The sequence below is a fragment of the Pseudoalteromonas sp. M8 genome (assembly GCF_018141365.1).
Classification (GTDB): domain Bacteria; phylum Pseudomonadota; class Gammaproteobacteria; order Enterobacterales; family Alteromonadaceae; genus Pseudoalteromonas.
This window is the reverse complement of sequence record NZ_CP047240.1, coordinates 3,372,507-3,388,584: the sequence shown is the minus strand read 5'-3', so window position 1 is coordinate 3,388,584 and position 16,078 is coordinate 3,372,507. Positions and strand designations below refer to the sequence as shown.

Sequence of the window (16,078 nt, the reverse complement as noted above, 5' to 3'; positions counted from 1 at the left end):
GTTTATACTTGTGATGTCGACTAGGATAATCTTCAGGACTTGGGAGTGTAAAGTGGTAAAGATTGGTGAGCTGGCAAAGCGGCTTAACGTATCAACTGACACGTTAAGGTATTATGAAGCAAACGATCTTCTACACCCTTGCACAAGGAGCGAGGGCGGGTATCGGTTGTTTGATGAGCAAAGTGAAAAGCAAATGCGCTTTATTCTTCGCGCGAAGGAAGTAGGGTTTAGCCTCAAAGAAGTGCAAGACTTGCTGAAGATAAAGTTTGAAAAGCATCAGCACAGTTGCGAAGAAGTGAAAACGCTGACTATCACTAAACGGGACTTAGTGAGAGCGCGGATCGCTGAGTTACAAAAATTTGAACAATCATTATCGACGCTAGCAGAGCAATGCTGCGGCGGTAAGGAAGCGGCAGTGAGCTGCTCGATTTTAACGGCCTTGGAGGCTATCGATGAATGAACTGATAGTAAATTTTTGGCAGCTATTTTTAGTATCTGCCCCGTGGTTACTGCTTGGCCTAATATTGGCTGGGTTACTTAATGTATTTATTCCAAAAGATTTATTGCAAAAGCACTTAGGAAAAGAAGGATTTTGGACAACGATAAAGGCAGCGCTGATTGGGGCGCCTATGCCACTGTGCTCTTGCGGCGTTATTCCTGCTGCGGTGGGACTGAGAAGAGCGGGGGGCTCGAAAAGTGCGACAACCGCATTTTTAGTCTCAACGCCTGAAACTGGAGTGGACTCTATCTCAGTTTCTTATGTACTACTTGGTCCTTTTATGGCGATAATTAGGCCAATTGCGGCTGTGGTTAGCGCAATTGCGGCCGGGTTACTCGTTGGCAGTGAGAAAGATGATAAGCCTGTGCCACTAAAGCACCTTAATACCTCAGAGGAACCAAGCGCGACTAGCGGTTGTTGTGACGCTAATCATCACTCAGAGCCAAAGCCTGCTGAAAAGCATCACAGCCATAATAGCTGTTGCGCCAGCGCTAAAGTGGAAACCGCAAAAGTAAGCTCAAGCTGCTGTGCGCCTGCAAGCCCGCAATTAGCAATGGTAGGGACGAATATGTCTTGTTGTGATACTACGGAGCCTACCGTAACCAGTTGTTGCGATTCTTCATCAGCCACGACAAGCTGTTGTGAGCCAGCTCCTAAGCCTAAAAATCAAGGGGCTTTTGGCAAAATTATGGAAGCTGTTAAGTTCAGCTGTAATCAATTACTGTCCGACACCGCAGTTTGGCTACTTATCGGTTTATTCTTTGCAGCGTTAGTGCAAACCTTTGTGCCTGAGTCTTTCTTATCTCAGTGGGGCGACGGTATTATCGCCATGCTAGTGGTTATTCTTATCAGTATCCCAATGTATATTTGTGCGACCGCTTCAACTCCAATCGCTGCGGGTTTATTAATGGCAGGTGTGTCACCCGGTGCTGTATTGGTATTTATGCTCGCAGGCCCTGCAACTAACATCGCCACAATTGGGGTGGTTGGTAAAGAATTAGGGCGTCGTGCCGTGTTTGCCTACTTGGGCGGTGTCATCGGGATTGCACTTATCTTTGGCTATTTAACTGATTACTTAGTCAATACTTATGGTTTTGTTGTAACGCCGATGATAGGTGAGGAACACGAAGTGCTACCACATTGGTTAACAGTATCGATGGGCGCATTATTAGCAGCACTCTTACTAAGATTAGCTATACTCAAATTAGGTAAAGTTGTTAGAAGATAAACTATTGTGGTACTTTTTACCGTATTACAATTGCATGACGCTTAAGCATTTATTGTTCCAACTTGGTATATTGCCTTGGTGGTCAGACATGAAATGCTTAGCGTCTGTTTATTTGACACGATAGAATGCGTTCCAGTATTCGTTAATCCGACAATTTGAGAAGTAGAGTGGATAAATACGCTGACATTAGACCGTATAATGATGATGAAGTAGTGCCAGCACTGGCACGTCTACTAGGTGATGATCAATTCATTGATGTGATCGCCAAATATAACCTGCCAGCTTGGTTAAATGCTTGGCCTGCTATTGCACGCCCACTCGTAAGAATGAAACTAAAAAAGAAGTGGGGAGATTTTTGTACGATTGAACAAGTACAAGATGAAGTGGCGTACTATCTGCAAATTTTAATCAATAAAACGACGTCTAAAGTGACTTATTCTGGCCTTGAAACATTAGACTCGAATACCTCGTATTTATTTATTTCAAATCACCGTGACATCGTATTAGACCCTGCACTTGTTAACTGGGGCTTGCATCAGCAAGATATGCGCACGGTGCGTATCGCTATTGGTGATAACTTACTGCAAGTACCTTATATCACTGAGCTTATGCGCCTTAATAAGAGTTTTATTGTAAAACGCTCGGCAAAGGCGCCGAAAGAAATGCTAAAAGCATTAACCCAGCTTTCAGCCTATATTTCTGACTCATTAAGTGAAGGTAACTCCATTTGGATTGCGCAAAAAGAGGGGCGTGCGAAGGATGGAGTGGATCAAACCGATCCGGCACTGTTAAAAATGCTACAGCTCAATGGCCGCAAACAGAAGCTAGATTTTTCAGAATATGTAAAGCAGCTCAGGATAGTGCCCGTTGCCATCTCCTATCAATATGAGCCATGCGCGGTTGCTAAGGCTAAAGAGCTATACCATAAAAAGCAGTTTGGCCAATATGTGAAAGCACAAGGCGAAGACATTGCTAGCATTGTTGAGGGCTTTAGTTCAGATAAAGGCCATGTGCATATCGCATTTGGCGACCCTATCACTGCGGATGTTGAAAACCCAGATGAGCTGGCGAATGTCATTGATAAACAGATTTTAGATTTATACTATCTGCATTCAACCAATCACCTAGCAGCAGGCGATGATGCGCAAGTTAGTCCAGAAGATAAAGAGGACTTTATCTCTAAACTAGAGTCTGTACCGGAAGAGCTGAAGCAATTGGTGTTGAGCATGTATGCCGAACCACTGCGTCGCAAAGGCATTTAATAGTAGTGAGCATGCGCAACCGTGGTGTTAAGTGGTTGCGCTTTTGTTCGGTTAATTAAGAGCTTTATGATAATAAACGACTTCCATATCTCCTAAAATATCTTTGTGAAGCCCTTTTTTCACATAGCTCATCCCAAGTTTTTTCATAATATTGATGGAGCCAAGGTTCTCTTCTTCAGCGATAGCGCTCAAGTGTGTCAAAGTAGGATTTACTGCTATTAGGTCTGGAATAAGATGTTGTGCGGCCTCTGTTGCAAACCCTTTGCCCCAAGACGCTTGTTTAAAACGCCAACCGAGCTCTAAATCCTGATCGTTTCTTTGTTCTGAAAAGAAGTTAGCAGGGCGAACCAAAATCCAACCAATAAATGCCTTGTTTGGCAGCTCGAAACAGCCCCAAAGCCCCCAACCTTTGATCTCGTCCGTATACTCGGTTAAACGTGGAATATATACGGCTTTTACTTCTTCAAGTGAGTTAGTCTGACCGCCTGTGATGTATTTCATTACTTCAGGATCGCTATCAAGATCGGCGAGTAGCTGTGCATCTTGTGGGGTGAGTAGGCGATAACTCAGTCTTGCAGAATCCTTTACTTGCATTTTTTACTCCTAATGAAACCCAATAAAACTTTAGAGTACAAAAGCTTATGTCATGAGTAAATATGTTACATAAGTTTGCGTAGACGCCAGCCGAGCGCTTTACTAAAATACGCCGGCATTTTTAGAGGGGGAACAGAGTGAATAATTCAGTACTAGCGCTTAGACAGCGTCAAATCGCTGCGGCTCAACGCGAATATAAGGCAAGGGGATCAAAGCTTGCGCGTTGTGAATGCTGCTTATTAGCCACGACTCTATGTATTTGCGATAAAGTCGAAATGGCCAAAGCAGACTGTGCAGTGTGTTTGCTTATGTATCATAATGAAAGCTTTAAGCCCTCTAACACTGGACGCTTAATTGCCGATGTGATCCCTGATAATCATGCCTTTCGTTGGGACAGAACTGAGCCTGACGCTGCGTTATTAGCGCTTCTTTCGGACGAGCAATATGCACCAATAGTCGTTTTCCCAGAGCAGGGCGTAGAGCCTGAACGAGTAATTACTAAGGTGACTCGCACTGAAAGTAAAACACCACTATTTATCTTTTTGGATGGCACATGGCGTGAAGCTAAGAAAATGTTCAGAAAGAGCCCCTACCTCGATAATTTACCTGTGTTATCCATCGCCCCTGAAAAGCTCTCGGATTACAAGCTTCGAGTAGCGCCGCATGAACATCAACTTGGTACGGCAGAAGTCGCGTGTGTATTGTTTGCCGAATGCGGCGAGCAGGATGCGGCAGATAAATTAACCGCGCATTTTATCGATTTTAGAGATGCCTACTTAAAAGGTAAGCGCAGCAAACTGTAGGTCGAAATTTATTTCGACAAAAAGCTGAATTGTTTAGGCGCTACAGCGAGCAAGATGATGGTAGGTCGAGATTTACCTCGACAAAAACAGCATTGTTTACGCGGTATGGCAAGCTGATGACGGTCGGTCGAAATTTATTTCGACAAAAAGCTGAATTGTTTACGCAGTACGGCGAGCAAGATGACGGTCGGTCGAGATTTATCTCAACAAAAAGCTGAATTGTTTACGCAGTACGGCGAGCAAGATGATGGTAGGTCGAGATTTACCTCGACAAAAACAGCATTGTTTACGCGGTATGGCAAGCTGATGACGGTAGGTCGAAATTTATTTCGACAAAAAGCTGAATTGTTTACGCAGTACGGCGAGCAAGATGACGGTAGGTCGAGATTTATCTCGACAAAAAGCTGAATTTTTTACGCTGTACAGCGAGCAAGATGACGGTAGATCGAGATTGATCTCGACAACACACACCTCGACAACACAAACGTAATATCACGCGATAGATAGGAATAAAATAAGAAGCGCGCGACTCATTGCTGAGTCGCGCTTACGGAATCTTCTAAATGCATCCTGCAAAGTTGAGTAGTTCAACGTCCTGAATCTTTCCTCTTCCATGGCATCGCTTGGTGTTCTCGTTTTGCGAATAAAGGCATCTTGCCCTGTGTCCATCTTCCTTTTACACGTCCGCTGTCTTATCCATTGCCATCCACTTGCTAAGAACAAGCCCTTGTTCTAATTGTCCTTGTTTGCTACTTTCCAAAATAGCAGTGCCAATCATCACCTTGTTTTACCTTGGCACTTGGTAGCCTGAACGTGTTGCTTCAAGCTAGGTGTTGCACTGTTAATTGCAACAATTGGCATCTCCTAAGCCACATTTTACCAGTACATCCAATGTACCTTCCTTCCTCATCCTTAACCACCTGCATATCCAATGCAGTAACGTTATCCCTCAACGTTTAGCCTCTCCCCTGAAGCAATCCTTAGGTTCATCATGAACCTTTAATCCCTGTCCTTTAATGTAATCACACCATGTGACATACAATCTCGCTCGCTTTTCCCTATATTCCTTTAAGTGGGTGCTTATCCATTAGCAAATCCTGCCCTGAGCGTATCCTGTGTATCCTTTATCTCTCTTCCTGAGATGTTTTTAAGTATAAGCAGACTAAAAAAAATCGGGAGCAGTGAAATTCAATCTTTTTTGCGTCTTTTTCTAGTAATAATAAATAACTTTTTATTTTTTAATTAGTTACCTTAATTCTGAGTGTTATTTCAACACGTCTTTACTCAATTTCGGGTAGCTAAGTGAGATATATCTCACAGGTAATTCTCCCGTTTTCTACAACGCTAATTTTATCTTGAGCGTAGTTTCAAATATTCAGGGTGTAAAACGGCACAATTACAGGTAGAATTAGTTGATAATAATTATTGTTTACCTAATGGAGTCTTTATGAAAAAAGCACTTGTTACTATACTGGCAACGCTTACTTGCCTACCAGCAATGGCTGCAGAGGAAGTTAATATCTACTCGTTTAGACAACCTTTTCTGATCCAACCTATTTTGGATGACTTCACCAAGCAAACCGGTATCAAGACCAATGTGGTTTTTGCAAAAAAAGGCTTAATCGAGCGTGTTAAGCGTGAAGGCAAGCATAGCCGTGCCGATCTTGTACTCACTTCAAACTTCAGTGCGCTAATTCAACTTGAAGACGAAAACCTAACACAAGCAATTAACAGCGAAACCGTCACTAAGAATATCCCAGCGAACTTCAGAGATCCTGAAGGCCAGTGGGTTGCGCTTACTAAGCGTGTACGCAATATATATTCTGCAAAAGACCGTGTAGGCAAGTTAGATGCGCTTACGTATGAAGCGCTAGCAGATGAACAATACCGCGGAAAAATATGTACGCGCTCAGGTAAACATCCCTATAACCTTGGTTTAGTGGCCTCTATGATTGCCCATCATGGCGAAGCAAAAACCAAAGAATGGCTTGAAGGCGTGAAGAAAAATTTAGCTCGTAAGCCTCAAGGTAACGACCGTGCACAAGTCAAAGCGGTAAAAGAAGGACTGTGTGATTTGGCCATCGGAAACAGCTATTACTTCGGTAAGATGATGGAAGATGAGAAACAAAAAGCCTGGGCCGAAGCGGTATATATCAACTTCCCAAATCAACAAGGTCGTGGTTCACATATCAACGTTTCTGGTGTTGTCTTGACCAAGCACGCTAAAAATACAGAAAATGCCTTGAAACTCATTGAGTTTATGACCGACAATAAGGCGCAAAATATGTATGCGTCGATGAATATGGAATACCCGGTTAAACCTGGCGTCGAGTTATCGAAACTTGTGGCATCTTGGGGTGAGTTTAAGGAAGACAGCCTACCATTGTCAGAGATCAGTAAATACCGTCCGTTAGCGCTTAAGCTAATCGATGAGGTAAAATTTGACCTTTAATGCAATTATCATTTTCACTGTCTAAATGGCAGAGTTTTGCGTGGCTGATAGGGCTTAGCCTATCAGTCCCGCTGATGTTTTTAATCTTTGAGTCGCTACAACCTGACTCCGAAGTCTTTGCTCACCTTTGGGATACCGTTCTGTGGGATTATGTCCGCAATACGATTTTGCTGATTGTGGGGGTATGCATCCTTTGCGCTTTAATCGCGCTACCACTTGGCTGGCTAACTGCATATTGTGAGTTTCCTGGACGGCGCTTTTTCGAGTGGTCGTTGATGCTACCCCTAGCGATGCCAACCTATTTGATTGCTTACGTGTATACCGATTTGCTAGATTATGCAGGGCCTGTACAAATAGCGCTGCGAGAGTGGTTTGGTTGGCAATCTCCAGACGATTATTGGTTTTTTGATATTCGCACTTTGTCAGGTGCTATCGTGATGATTGCACTGGTGCTTTATCCTTATTTGTTTTTGATTTTTAGAACGGCGCTAAGAGAGCAGTCGTTTAAGCTGGTGCAAGCCAGCCAATTGATGGGCAAGTCGCCTTCACAGAGCTTCTTTAAGGTAAGTTTACCTTTGTCGCGAGGGGCGATTGTGGCGGGGCTGGCACTGATCGCCATGGAAAGCATGGCAGATTTTGCAACCGTACATTACTTTGCTGTGAGCACACTAACCACCGCCGTTTACGATACTTGGTTGGGCTATTATTCACTTACCGCAGCGGCTAAAATTTCAGGCATTATGTTACTGTTTTTATTTTTAGCCCTAACACTGGAGCGAGTGAGCCGCCCAACTCAGGTAGTGCATGAGCGCCAGTCGAGTGTTAACAGTACCACGCTTTATCATCTTAAAGGCGCGCAGGCTTGGCTCGCTAGCGCTTTTTGTTGGCTTATTCTTATTGCGGCTTTTATCGTGCCTACATGGGTGCTTGCAGATTACGCCGTCGACTATTTTGAACAAGCTTGGAATGACGATTTTTTCTTGTATGCGTGGCAAAGTTTAAAAATAGCGTTTTGGGTGAGCGTGGTATTAATTATCATGAGCATGCTGGTGGTGTTTAACCAGCGAGTTAGCAGTGGTAAACGGGTCACGCTACCGGGCAAGCTTGCAAGTACCGGATATGCGCTACCGGGCACGGTGCTGGCAATTGCGGTACTTATTCCACTCACTTTATTAGACGACAAGCTAAATGCTTGGCTTGAAGGTACTTCATTTGAGCCTGGCTTGCTGTTCAGCGGGACGATTTTTGCGCTGGTTTTCGCTTACGTTGTACGATTTTATGCGATTGCGCAAGGCGCGGTCGAATCGAGTTATCAGCGGATCAGCCCAAGTCTAGATATGGCAAGTTTTTCGTTGGGTCGCAATCGTTTCAAAACCATGTTATCAATACATTTGCCATTGCTGCGTCGCGGTATTTTAACCGCAGCACTGCTGGTTTTTATTGAGTGTATGAAAGAACTTCCAGCGGCATTGTTATTACGACCCTTTAATTATGAAACACTAGCAACACATGTTTTCCAATATGTGAGTGATGAGCAGCTGGAGTTGGCTTCTGTCTCTGCGTTATTTATTGTGTTGGTTGGTTTAATTCCGCTTTATGTTGTAAACCGTTCTATGGAGCAGCGAAGTTAATGCATAGTTTAGTGCTTGAAAATCTCTCTTATCGCTATGACGGTGAAGCCGTTGTGGATAGCCTAAATCTGACTGTAGAACAAAACGAGATTGTTTGTTTGCTTGGTGCCAGTGGCTGCGGTAAAACGACCACGCTGAAGGCGATAGCGGGCTTGATTGAACCATTTCAAGGCTCGGTGAGTATTTTAGGCAAAGCCATGAATGGTCATGGCACTTTTGTACCTCCACAAAAACGCAATATTGGTATGATGTTTCAAGACTATGCGCTGTTCCCACACCTCACTGTGGCGCAAAATGTGGCGTTTGGTTTAACCTCAAAAAGCAAGCGTGAACGTCAAGACCGAGTAGCTGAAATGCTCCATTTGGTGCAGCTGCAAGACTATAGCGACCGCTTTCCACACGAGCTTTCAGGTGGCCAGCAACAACGTGTGGCAATTGCGCGAGCACTGGCGTACAAGCCAAATCTGTTGCTGCTTGATGAGCCGTTTTCAAATATAGATGCTCAAGTGCGGTTTCAGTTAATTAACGATATTCGCCGTATAATCAAAGATCAGCAAGTTTCCGCGATTTTTGTTAGTCACTCGAAAGAGGAAGCTTTTGCTTTTGCCGATCGGTTGGCAATTATGGATAAAGGGAAGATCGCACAAGTGGGCGAGCCGAGAACGTTATTCCAACGACCAAAGAGCAAAATGGTTGCCGAGTTTTTGGGTCAGGGAATTTATATTCCTGCACAGCGAGTGAATGGCGCTTCGGTAGAAACCCAATTTGGTGCCGTAAAATCACTCGTTGAGCTCGGTAATATCGACGCGAAAGGTGAAATGTATGTGAGGCCACAGCACATTACGTTAGAAAACGCTGAGCTTGGCAGCGTTAAAGTACTCAATCAACGCTTTATGGGAACAGAGTACATTTATCGTGTTGCATTAGAGGGACAAGAGCTCGAAATCCCGCATCCAGCGCATGAACCGCTCGACTTAAATCAACCAATCTCTTTAAAAATTAAGGCACATGCTGTAAATTTCTTTTCTTAATAGCAAATGAATAAACGCAGGGAGTAGAGCATGGCGCTTGCCCAATCAGGTGTGTGTGCTGAAGCCAATTTGCACGGCTTACACTTGTTCTTCAATGTGCTTGAAGGACAAGACGAGGCGCTAAGAGCGGCGCTCGCCAATTGTGGGCGCTTGCAAGAGGAGTTAGAAGATAGATTCTCTGAGTCTATGCTGTCGAGCTTTGTCGCGGTTGGTGCGCAATACTGGCCGCACATTTATCCTGAGTTTATTCCTAAAGAGCTGAAAAGCTTTCCACATATTGTTGAGGCTGAGCACACCGTGCATACTCAGCCTTTTGACTTGCTTTATGTGATCCGCTCCGACCGAGAAGACGTTAATCATATCTTTGCTCAAAGTGTGCTACACATGCTAAATGGCCTAGTCGAAATGGTGGCACATGTGCGAGCTTTTCGTTTCTTAGACGGTCGAGATTTTAATGGCTTTATTTATGGCGCAGACATCCCTAGAGGGCGTAACAAACGGGAAGTTGCACTTGTGCACAACCCAAATGCAGCCGACCACCTTGGTAGTTATATTCACGTACAGCGGGTGAAGTTTGATTTACTGCGCTGGCAGGCGTTGCCGCTCGCTGAGCAAGAGCAATTGATGGGGCGTACACGTCTAGACAATGACCTAATTGAAGATTGCGAACCCTGTAATCATGCAGCATTAACCGAATTGAAAGACCTAAATGGTAATGCACTACTGCTTAACCAAAGCATGCCATTTGGTGATGTATTTGAACAAGGAAGCCTGTCGCTAAGTTGCAGCGCCAAAGGCGATGCTTTTGAGCAGGTACTAAGAAGCCGATTGGGTGAAGGGGATGAATACGACCCCATATTAGATTATTCCAGTGCCGATATGGGTTCTGCGTTTTTTGCACCCTCACTAGAGTTTTTGGCGGTGATGGCAAAAATGCCGGAGTAAGTTACTTTTTAACCCGAGTTCAGGTTTTTTAGCTTTACATCTCCAAAGCCCATCCATGGGCTTTGACTTGTTTCGCAAGCGTTTTTTTGCCGTTACAACATATACGGGTTTTTCGCAGGTGATCCGTTACTAACACCAGGTCTTGATTGAATATCCTCCAGCTTTTGTAAAATGTCTTTTAGCTGTTGCTGCTGGACTTGTTCAGCGCTTGAGTTTGCTAAGGTATTTGTCAGCAAAGTGGTAACGGCTTCAAGCGCTTTTGTACTGCTATCATCAACGTGATTGTCGACTTGAATATGCGGTTGTGCCACCGCTTCTAAGCGCTCAGACAGGTTTTCAAATAGCGTATTTTGCTGCTGACCTTGTTGACCCAACGCTTGTTGTATTTGCGCTTGGGTGCTGAGTAAGTCATTGAGTTTGCCAAGGTTAGCGAGTAGCTGCTCGTTGTTCGCAGTGCGTTTGATAGCGTTTTGCAGCCCCGCAATTTCTTCTGCGACTTGTTGCTGTGAAGCTATCAATTGCTTTAGCGGTGTAGCGTAAGGTTGCTGCGTTAAGGCCTCACGTAGCTCAGTTAACTGCGTGGCAAACTCTTGCTCGTTAAGCACTTGAGCCAATTGTTGCAACAGCGCACTGTAATCAAAGCTAAGCTGCTCTTTATCGAGTTTAGCGGCGATTTGCGAAAGGGATTTATTGACAAAGCTCAGCTGTTCAACGGCCAGCTGCGCTGGGCTTCTCTCATCGCTATTGCGGTGCAGGCGGGCATATTCGGCCTTGATGTCATGCCAGCGCGTTGCTTCTTCAGCCGTTAAGGTACCGCGTAATTCAGCCAGTTTCAGTAAGTTTTCTTCGCTGCCTTTGCTAAGTGTTTGTGCTTCACCGCGATAGTGATCTTGAATTAGGTTTTCAAGTTCACTGTCATTCATGGCAGCAACCACCTTTTCAGCCATCTTATTCATGTTACGGTAACTGCCTTGTAGCTTAAACGGCGGCTCGGTTCGATAGTTATCATCTTGCGCTGCTGAGGCTATATATTGGGCATTTACTTTGAGCACGGTGTTGCGAATGGTGAGCAGCTTTTTCAGTACGCTGACAATTTCATTCACTTGCGCTTGAGAGTAATTAAATTCCAATTCATTGATGGAGATGCCTTCTCCGTCGGCAATACGTACTAGCTTGTACAAGTCTTCCATACCACGATTGGCAAGTGGCGCGAGCACCGCATTGGAAGTAAGCGTATTTTCAATAAAGCTCATGGCAAATTCTTGTTCGCAGCCACTGAGGGTGTCACCGAGGTTGTAAATATCAGCACGGTTGGCAAGCATATCTGGGATCTTAAAAGATTCACCGGATTCGGTGTAGGGGTTTCCTGCCATCACAACGGCAAATTTTTTGCCTCTCAGATCATAGGTTTTACTGCGGCCATTCCACACACCATCTATGCGTCTTGAGCCGTCACATAAAGAGATGAACTTTTGTAAAAATTCGGGGTTGGTGTGCTGAATATCGTCAAGGTACAGCATCACATTATTGCCCATCTCAAAGCTTTGGTTGATCTTCTCAATTTCTTTTGCGGCGGTCGCGTTGATGGCTTGAGCAGGATCCAAAGAGACTTGGTCGTGACCAATGGATGGACAGTTGACCTTAACAAAGGTGAGTCCTAAGCGGTTGGCCACATACTCTATTAACGTGGTTTTACCATAGCCCGGAGGGGAGATAAGCAGCAACATGCCCATTAAGTCGGTGCGTTTATTGTTTCCTGCAGCCCCTATTTGTTTTGCTAAGTTATCGCCAATAATAGGGAAGTAGACTTTGTCAATCAGCTGGTTACGTACAAATGAGCTTAGTGGTCTGGGTTTAAACTCATCCAATTGCAAGCGCTGCTTTTGTGCCTCAAGCACTTGTGCTTTTAACTGTTGGTACTGTTTGTAGGCCGGAACATGAACCGTGAGATACTCGTTACTACGGGCAAAAAAGTCTGCGTAATCTAGGTGTAGCACTTGGTTCTCGATCCGTGGGTGTTGGCCCATTAAACCTGAGATCTCGGTTTTTATTTCGGCTTCTTTGACTTGGTAGGTGATATCTAACTGGGTGGAAAGCAAAATGCAGTTAGCTGCCTCAAGCAAGGTCTCAGCACTTTCATTTTGCTTACTGCCATAGGCGCGCAGCCAGCTGCTTAACAGGCGGCATTTGTCCGCAAGTTTAGTCAAATGTGTTAATGAGTCTTCAAGCTGTTGCCAGACGCCTTTGGCCTTTGCCATCGAGATAAACTGCTCGCTGGTGTGTTTTGCAGGTGAAGCCAAATCAAATTGTCTCGGCTTGACTTGCTTAGCAAGGGCTTTAATTAAGTAAGTTGCGCTTAACTCGCCTGAAAAGCGGTGTAGCTCGGTTAAATAGCTCGATAAATTTTGTTGGCAAAATGCCGTGATTTTTTCACTTAATTCTTTGCTTAGCTGTTGGCTAAAACTATGGTCATCTAACTTCGTTGCCATCAGCTCTGCTTGTGTGGCCTGAAACGCCAATTCAGCTAGCTCAGCCTTGCTTTGTTGAGTATAAAATAGCTGTGCCGCAATTCGACAGCTGGCAGGGTAGACGAGTAACTCAAGCTGTCGTTTTTGTTTTAGTAAATTTGCTAAGATCAGGCTGGCATCTTGATCATGAATGCCTTTTTCATAGCCTTCTTGATATCGAGGTTCTGCAAATTTTTGTACGATAGACAGTAAACTTCCCTCATCAACGGCAAGTTCTAAATCCGCTAGACTAAAGTCGTTGCCATCTTGCTCTGCAGCCGCTAATACTTGAGCTGCAAGGTACTCGCCTCGATATAAGTGACGATTTTCTGAGATCAGGTTTTGCTGCCAGTATGTGCTTGCGTCATTGAGTTGTTGATTGACCTTGGCGTCAGGAATGGTATCAAAATACTCAGTGCCAGTGAGGTGTAACATCAGCTGTTCACCACGAGGCAGCAAAGTCAAATCAAGGATTTGTTTATTGAAACTAAACGCATGTTTGCCGACTTTAACGGTATTGCCACCATCAATATAAATATCTTGCTTGTCTCGCAAAGCGCGGATCGCTTGAACTTTGCAGGCCTTGAGTTTGGCTTGAATATCATCCGCCTTCACTTCATCGCTTAGGCTTTTTAGCTCTTGCGTTAAATCGCGAAGCTTGCCAATCATAGGATCGGAGGCAAAATAGCTATTGATGTCATCTAAGGTTTTAAAACTTTGCGAGCGTCGCGTCACCCCCTGTAAAATCCGCTCTGCTGCGTTTGCTAGGCTCAGCGCGCGGCGCTGTCTTTCGTCAATGAGCTGCTGTTTGTGCGCCTCAAAGCTTTCATAAACGTCATCACGTTTAGCCAAGATCTCCGTTAAAAATTCATCATACTGACTAAATTGAGACTCGAGCTCTTCTAATTGAATGAGTAAGCGAGATAGTTGGTCGTCACATTGCTCTGGGGTTTTGGCAGCGCTTAGACCGCTGGTAATACTTTGGCTGAAAAGCTTAAAACGAGCCGCAAATTCGGCTTTTGCTTCAACACTGCCCACGCTCTTTTTCTGGATTTCTAACGCTGCTTTGGCGCGGTTTACTTGACCATAAATGGCGCTGACATCTTCCAAAATTTTAGTGCGAATGCGGCTATCGTCAATGTCGAGATCCAGCATGGTATGGTTGAGCAAATCAAGTTCAGCGCTTAAGGTTTCCAAGGTCGCCAAAAAGCCGTTAAGCTCGGTGACACTCTCTGTTTGCGCTCTGGCTTGCTCTAAGGAGTCTAGCTGCTCGTAGTAGGGCGCCAAAGCACTATCTTGCTGCAAAAACTCCGCGGTTTTATGGCTTAAGCTTAAGGTTTGCTCATCAACCTGCTGCTGCATGGCAGATAGCGCGTCAAGATTGATATACTTCACTTCTTCAAGGCTTATCACTTTGCCTTTTAAGCGTTTGAGAGATTCTAAGCTCTGAACGAATTGCTCTGCTGTTTTAAAGCTATCAGGTCTCACCTCGCGAAGCACATCTTGCATGGCTTGCTCTATTTCGGTTTCTGCGCGCCGAGCGTCGGCCTCAATTTGGCTTACCTTTTCAAATTCGTCTAGTACCTGCTCCGAGGTTTCAAAAATTTCATGTAGTTTTGCTGTGACATCTGCAAAGTCCGCTTCAGCAAGCCAATGATAGCGGTCTAAAATACTGCGGGTGAGAGCAATTAAATCTTCATAATGAAAGACTGTGGGGCTTTGTTCGTTAATGGCCTTGAACACACTGTATAAATCAGAGATTGCGCGTACTAAATCCGGGTTGCCGATCCGGCCAAATAAGCCGGTTGCGCGAGGGGCTTGTGCGGCAAACTCGCTGCCACAAAATGGGCTTTGCCAGATCTGAATAGGGTGCACGCGCTCAGGCTCAGGCTCTGCTTTAAAGGTTAGCGTTAAGCCATCGTCATAAATTCCATAGCCATGACAATAAATGGGATTTTGCAGGTTTTTCTCAATAATATTGTAAGAGAAAAGTGCGTAACGACCCTCGTTTGGTTCGTAGAAGATATACAGTACATCTTCACCATTGGGTGATTTGATCTGGCGATGGAAAATTAAATCGTCCAGTTGGTCGTCAAAATAGCGTGTTTGCCCAGATTGTAAATAATAGCCACCAGGAAAAATAATTCCCTGGTTCTCAGGTAATTGAACACAGGCACCACCCAATGCATCTTGGCGCAATACCTGCTGGGTGCGGCAATTATAAATAAAATAACGCCACTGTTTTTCTCGGTAGGGAAGTAATTTTAACAACACCATTTCGCCAACTTCGGCAAAACGTAAATCGCAATCTGCGAGTGATTGACTGGCGTCATCAACGGCTTCTTGATAAATACCTTCACCGCTTTGGGTATTGTTTTCTATTTTTACGGTGAGTTTGCCACTCGATACTTCAATAAATACTTTGTCGTTTACATTAATATGTGGGTGACGGCCTTCGACGTGATCGGCGCGATCGGTTTTTTGCCATTCAAAGTCAAAGTTTTCCACTTCGCCTAGGTCACGCTCTCCTCGATTATCAATATAATCTAAGGTGTCATCTTTGGCGATTTGCCAGCGGAACACACGAACATCGGAGAGTTTTTCGCCAATCTGAAATAGCGCAAAGAGCTTGTTTGATTTAACAAATAGGTGTTGTAGCCGGGTGTCTTTGTAATACGTGTATAGTTCATCAAAGTCCCGTAAGAAACGCTGGTCAGTGAGGAATTTGGTTTCTTGCGGATAAGGTTCTATTTCGTAGTGGTCTTCTTGCAAGTGTAGCTTTTGTACGGTGAATACATCGCTGACTTGGGTATTTTGTTTAAGCCCCATAAAGACATTATAAGCAAAGATAAGCTTGTCGCCGATCAGTACGATGTCGCGCGGTACGCAGTTATGCTCAGTACGAACTCTTGCTCGACCTTTCACTTTAAGCTCGGTGCTGCCAAAAGTATCAACACGCTGTTGGTTGAGTTTATCTATTTGACTTTTCAGTTCGCTGCCAAAGTTACTAAGTCGGCGTTTAATCAGTTGATAAGAGTCTTGTTCGAGCGTTCGCTCTGGCGCTTGTTGCGTTGCTTCCGTCATTCTTTGCTTTCCTATGTGCGCTGTCGCAAATGGGGGAGAGGA

General features: G+C 44.6%; 11 protein-coding genes. 9 read left to right on the top strand and 2 right to left on the bottom strand.

The window, feature by feature from the left end; genetic code table 11:
* The first annotated feature begins 52 nt into the window (after positions 1 to 52).
* The 3 genes from zntR (at position 53) to GSF13_RS20075 (ending at position 2,989) form a co-directional block, all read left to right on the top strand.
* A complete protein-coding gene (gene zntR / locus GSF13_RS20085) occupies positions 53 to 460 on the top strand; it encodes a Zn(2+)-responsive transcriptional regulator (RefSeq protein ID WP_010606066.1) in 408 nt (135 codons plus the stop codon).
* A complete protein-coding gene (locus GSF13_RS20080) occupies positions 453 to 1,727 on the top strand; it encodes an SO_0444 family Cu/Zn efflux transporter (protein ID WP_211866831.1) in 1,275 nt (424 codons plus the stop codon). Before zntR ends, GSF13_RS20080 begins: the two co-directional genes overlap by 8 nt.
* 167 nt (positions 1,728 to 1,894) lie before the next feature.
* Positions 1,895 to 2,989: a 1-acyl-sn-glycerol-3-phosphate acyltransferase gene (locus GSF13_RS20075; RefSeq protein WP_010606068.1), complete on the top strand. Its 1,095-nt coding sequence runs from the start codon at positions 1,895 to 1,897 to the stop codon at positions 2,987 to 2,989.
* 51 nt (positions 2,990 to 3,040) lie between these two features.
* Here GSF13_RS20075 and GSF13_RS20070 read toward each other — a convergent pair whose 3' ends face one another.
* On the bottom strand, positions 3,041 to 3,583 hold the full coding sequence (locus GSF13_RS20070; protein WP_211866829.1) for a GNAT family N-acetyltransferase: 543 nt from the start codon (positions 3,581 to 3,583) through the stop codon (positions 3,041 to 3,043).
* Between the two features lie 137 nt (positions 3,584 to 3,720).
* Between GSF13_RS20070 and GSF13_RS20065 the strand changes: the two genes are divergently transcribed.
* The 6 genes from GSF13_RS20065 to GSF13_RS20040 all read left to right on the top strand — a co-directional run bounded on the left by GSF13_RS20065 (position 3,721) and on the right by GSF13_RS20040 (position 10,445).
* Positions 3,721 to 4,386: a DTW domain-containing protein gene (locus GSF13_RS20065; RefSeq protein WP_206472219.1), complete on the top strand. Its 666-nt coding sequence runs from the start codon at positions 3,721 to 3,723 to the stop codon at positions 4,384 to 4,386.
* Positions 4,387 to 4,566: 180 nt separating this feature from the next.
* Positions 4,567 to 4,794 (top strand): hypothetical protein, encoded by a 228-nt coding sequence (locus GSF13_RS20060; protein ID WP_211866827.1) that lies wholly within the window; start codon positions 4,567 to 4,569, stop codon positions 4,792 to 4,794.
* A 1,090-nt stretch (positions 4,795 to 5,884) separates the two neighbouring features.
* On the top strand, positions 5,885 to 6,838 hold the full coding sequence (locus GSF13_RS20055) for a Fe(3+) ABC transporter substrate-binding protein (protein ID WP_249122797.1): 954 nt from the start codon (positions 5,885 to 5,887) through the stop codon (positions 6,836 to 6,838).
* Complete coding sequence (locus GSF13_RS20050; protein ID WP_174169830.1) at positions 6,838 to 8,469, top strand: iron ABC transporter permease; 1,632 nt, start codon at positions 6,838 to 6,840, stop codon at positions 8,467 to 8,469. Before GSF13_RS20055 ends, GSF13_RS20050 begins: the two co-directional genes overlap by 1 nt.
* Entirely contained in the window at positions 8,469 to 9,500 is a 1,032-nt protein-coding gene (locus tag GSF13_RS20045; RefSeq protein WP_010606073.1) for an ABC transporter ATP-binding protein, read from the top strand. The genes GSF13_RS20050 and GSF13_RS20045 overlap by 1 nt, the downstream gene beginning before the upstream one ends.
* A gap of 30 nt (positions 9,501 to 9,530) precedes the next feature.
* On the top strand, positions 9,531 to 10,445 hold the full coding sequence (locus GSF13_RS20040; RefSeq protein ID WP_211866823.1) for a Dyp-type peroxidase: 915 nt from the start codon (positions 9,531 to 9,533) through the stop codon (positions 10,443 to 10,445).
* Between the two features lie 92 nt (positions 10,446 to 10,537).
* Here the strand turns inward: GSF13_RS20040 and GSF13_RS20035 are convergent, their stop codons facing one another.
* Complete coding sequence (locus GSF13_RS20035) at positions 10,538 to 16,036, bottom strand: DNA repair ATPase (RefSeq protein WP_211866821.1); 5,499 nt, start codon at positions 16,034 to 16,036, stop codon at positions 10,538 to 10,540.
* Positions 16,037 to 16,078 lie beyond the last annotated feature (42 nt).

Coding starts and splice junctions, on each gene's coding strand:
- GSF13_RS20080 (WP_211866831.1), top strand. CDS start 453: ATGAATGAACTGATAGTAAATTTTTGGCAGCTATTTTTAGTATCTGCC.
- GSF13_RS20070 (WP_211866829.1), bottom strand. CDS start 3,583: ATGCAAGTAAAGGATTCTGCAAGACTGAGTTATCGCCTACTCACCCCA.
- GSF13_RS20060 (WP_211866827.1), top strand. CDS start 4,567: ATGACGGTCGGTCGAGATTTATCTCAACAAAAAGCTGAATTGTTTACG.
- GSF13_RS20055 (WP_249122797.1), top strand. CDS start 5,885: ATGGCTGCAGAGGAAGTTAATATCTACTCGTTTAGACAACCTTTTCTG.
- GSF13_RS20050 (WP_174169830.1), top strand. CDS start 6,838: ATGCAATTATCATTTTCACTGTCTAAATGGCAGAGTTTTGCGTGGCTG.
- GSF13_RS20045 (WP_010606073.1), top strand. CDS start 8,469: ATGCATAGTTTAGTGCTTGAAAATCTCTCTTATCGCTATGACGGTGAA.
- GSF13_RS20040 (WP_211866823.1), top strand. CDS start 9,531: ATGGCGCTTGCCCAATCAGGTGTGTGTGCTGAAGCCAATTTGCACGGC.
- GSF13_RS20035 (WP_211866821.1), bottom strand. CDS start 16,036: ATGACGGAAGCAACGCAACAAGCGCCAGAGCGAACGCTCGAACAAGAC.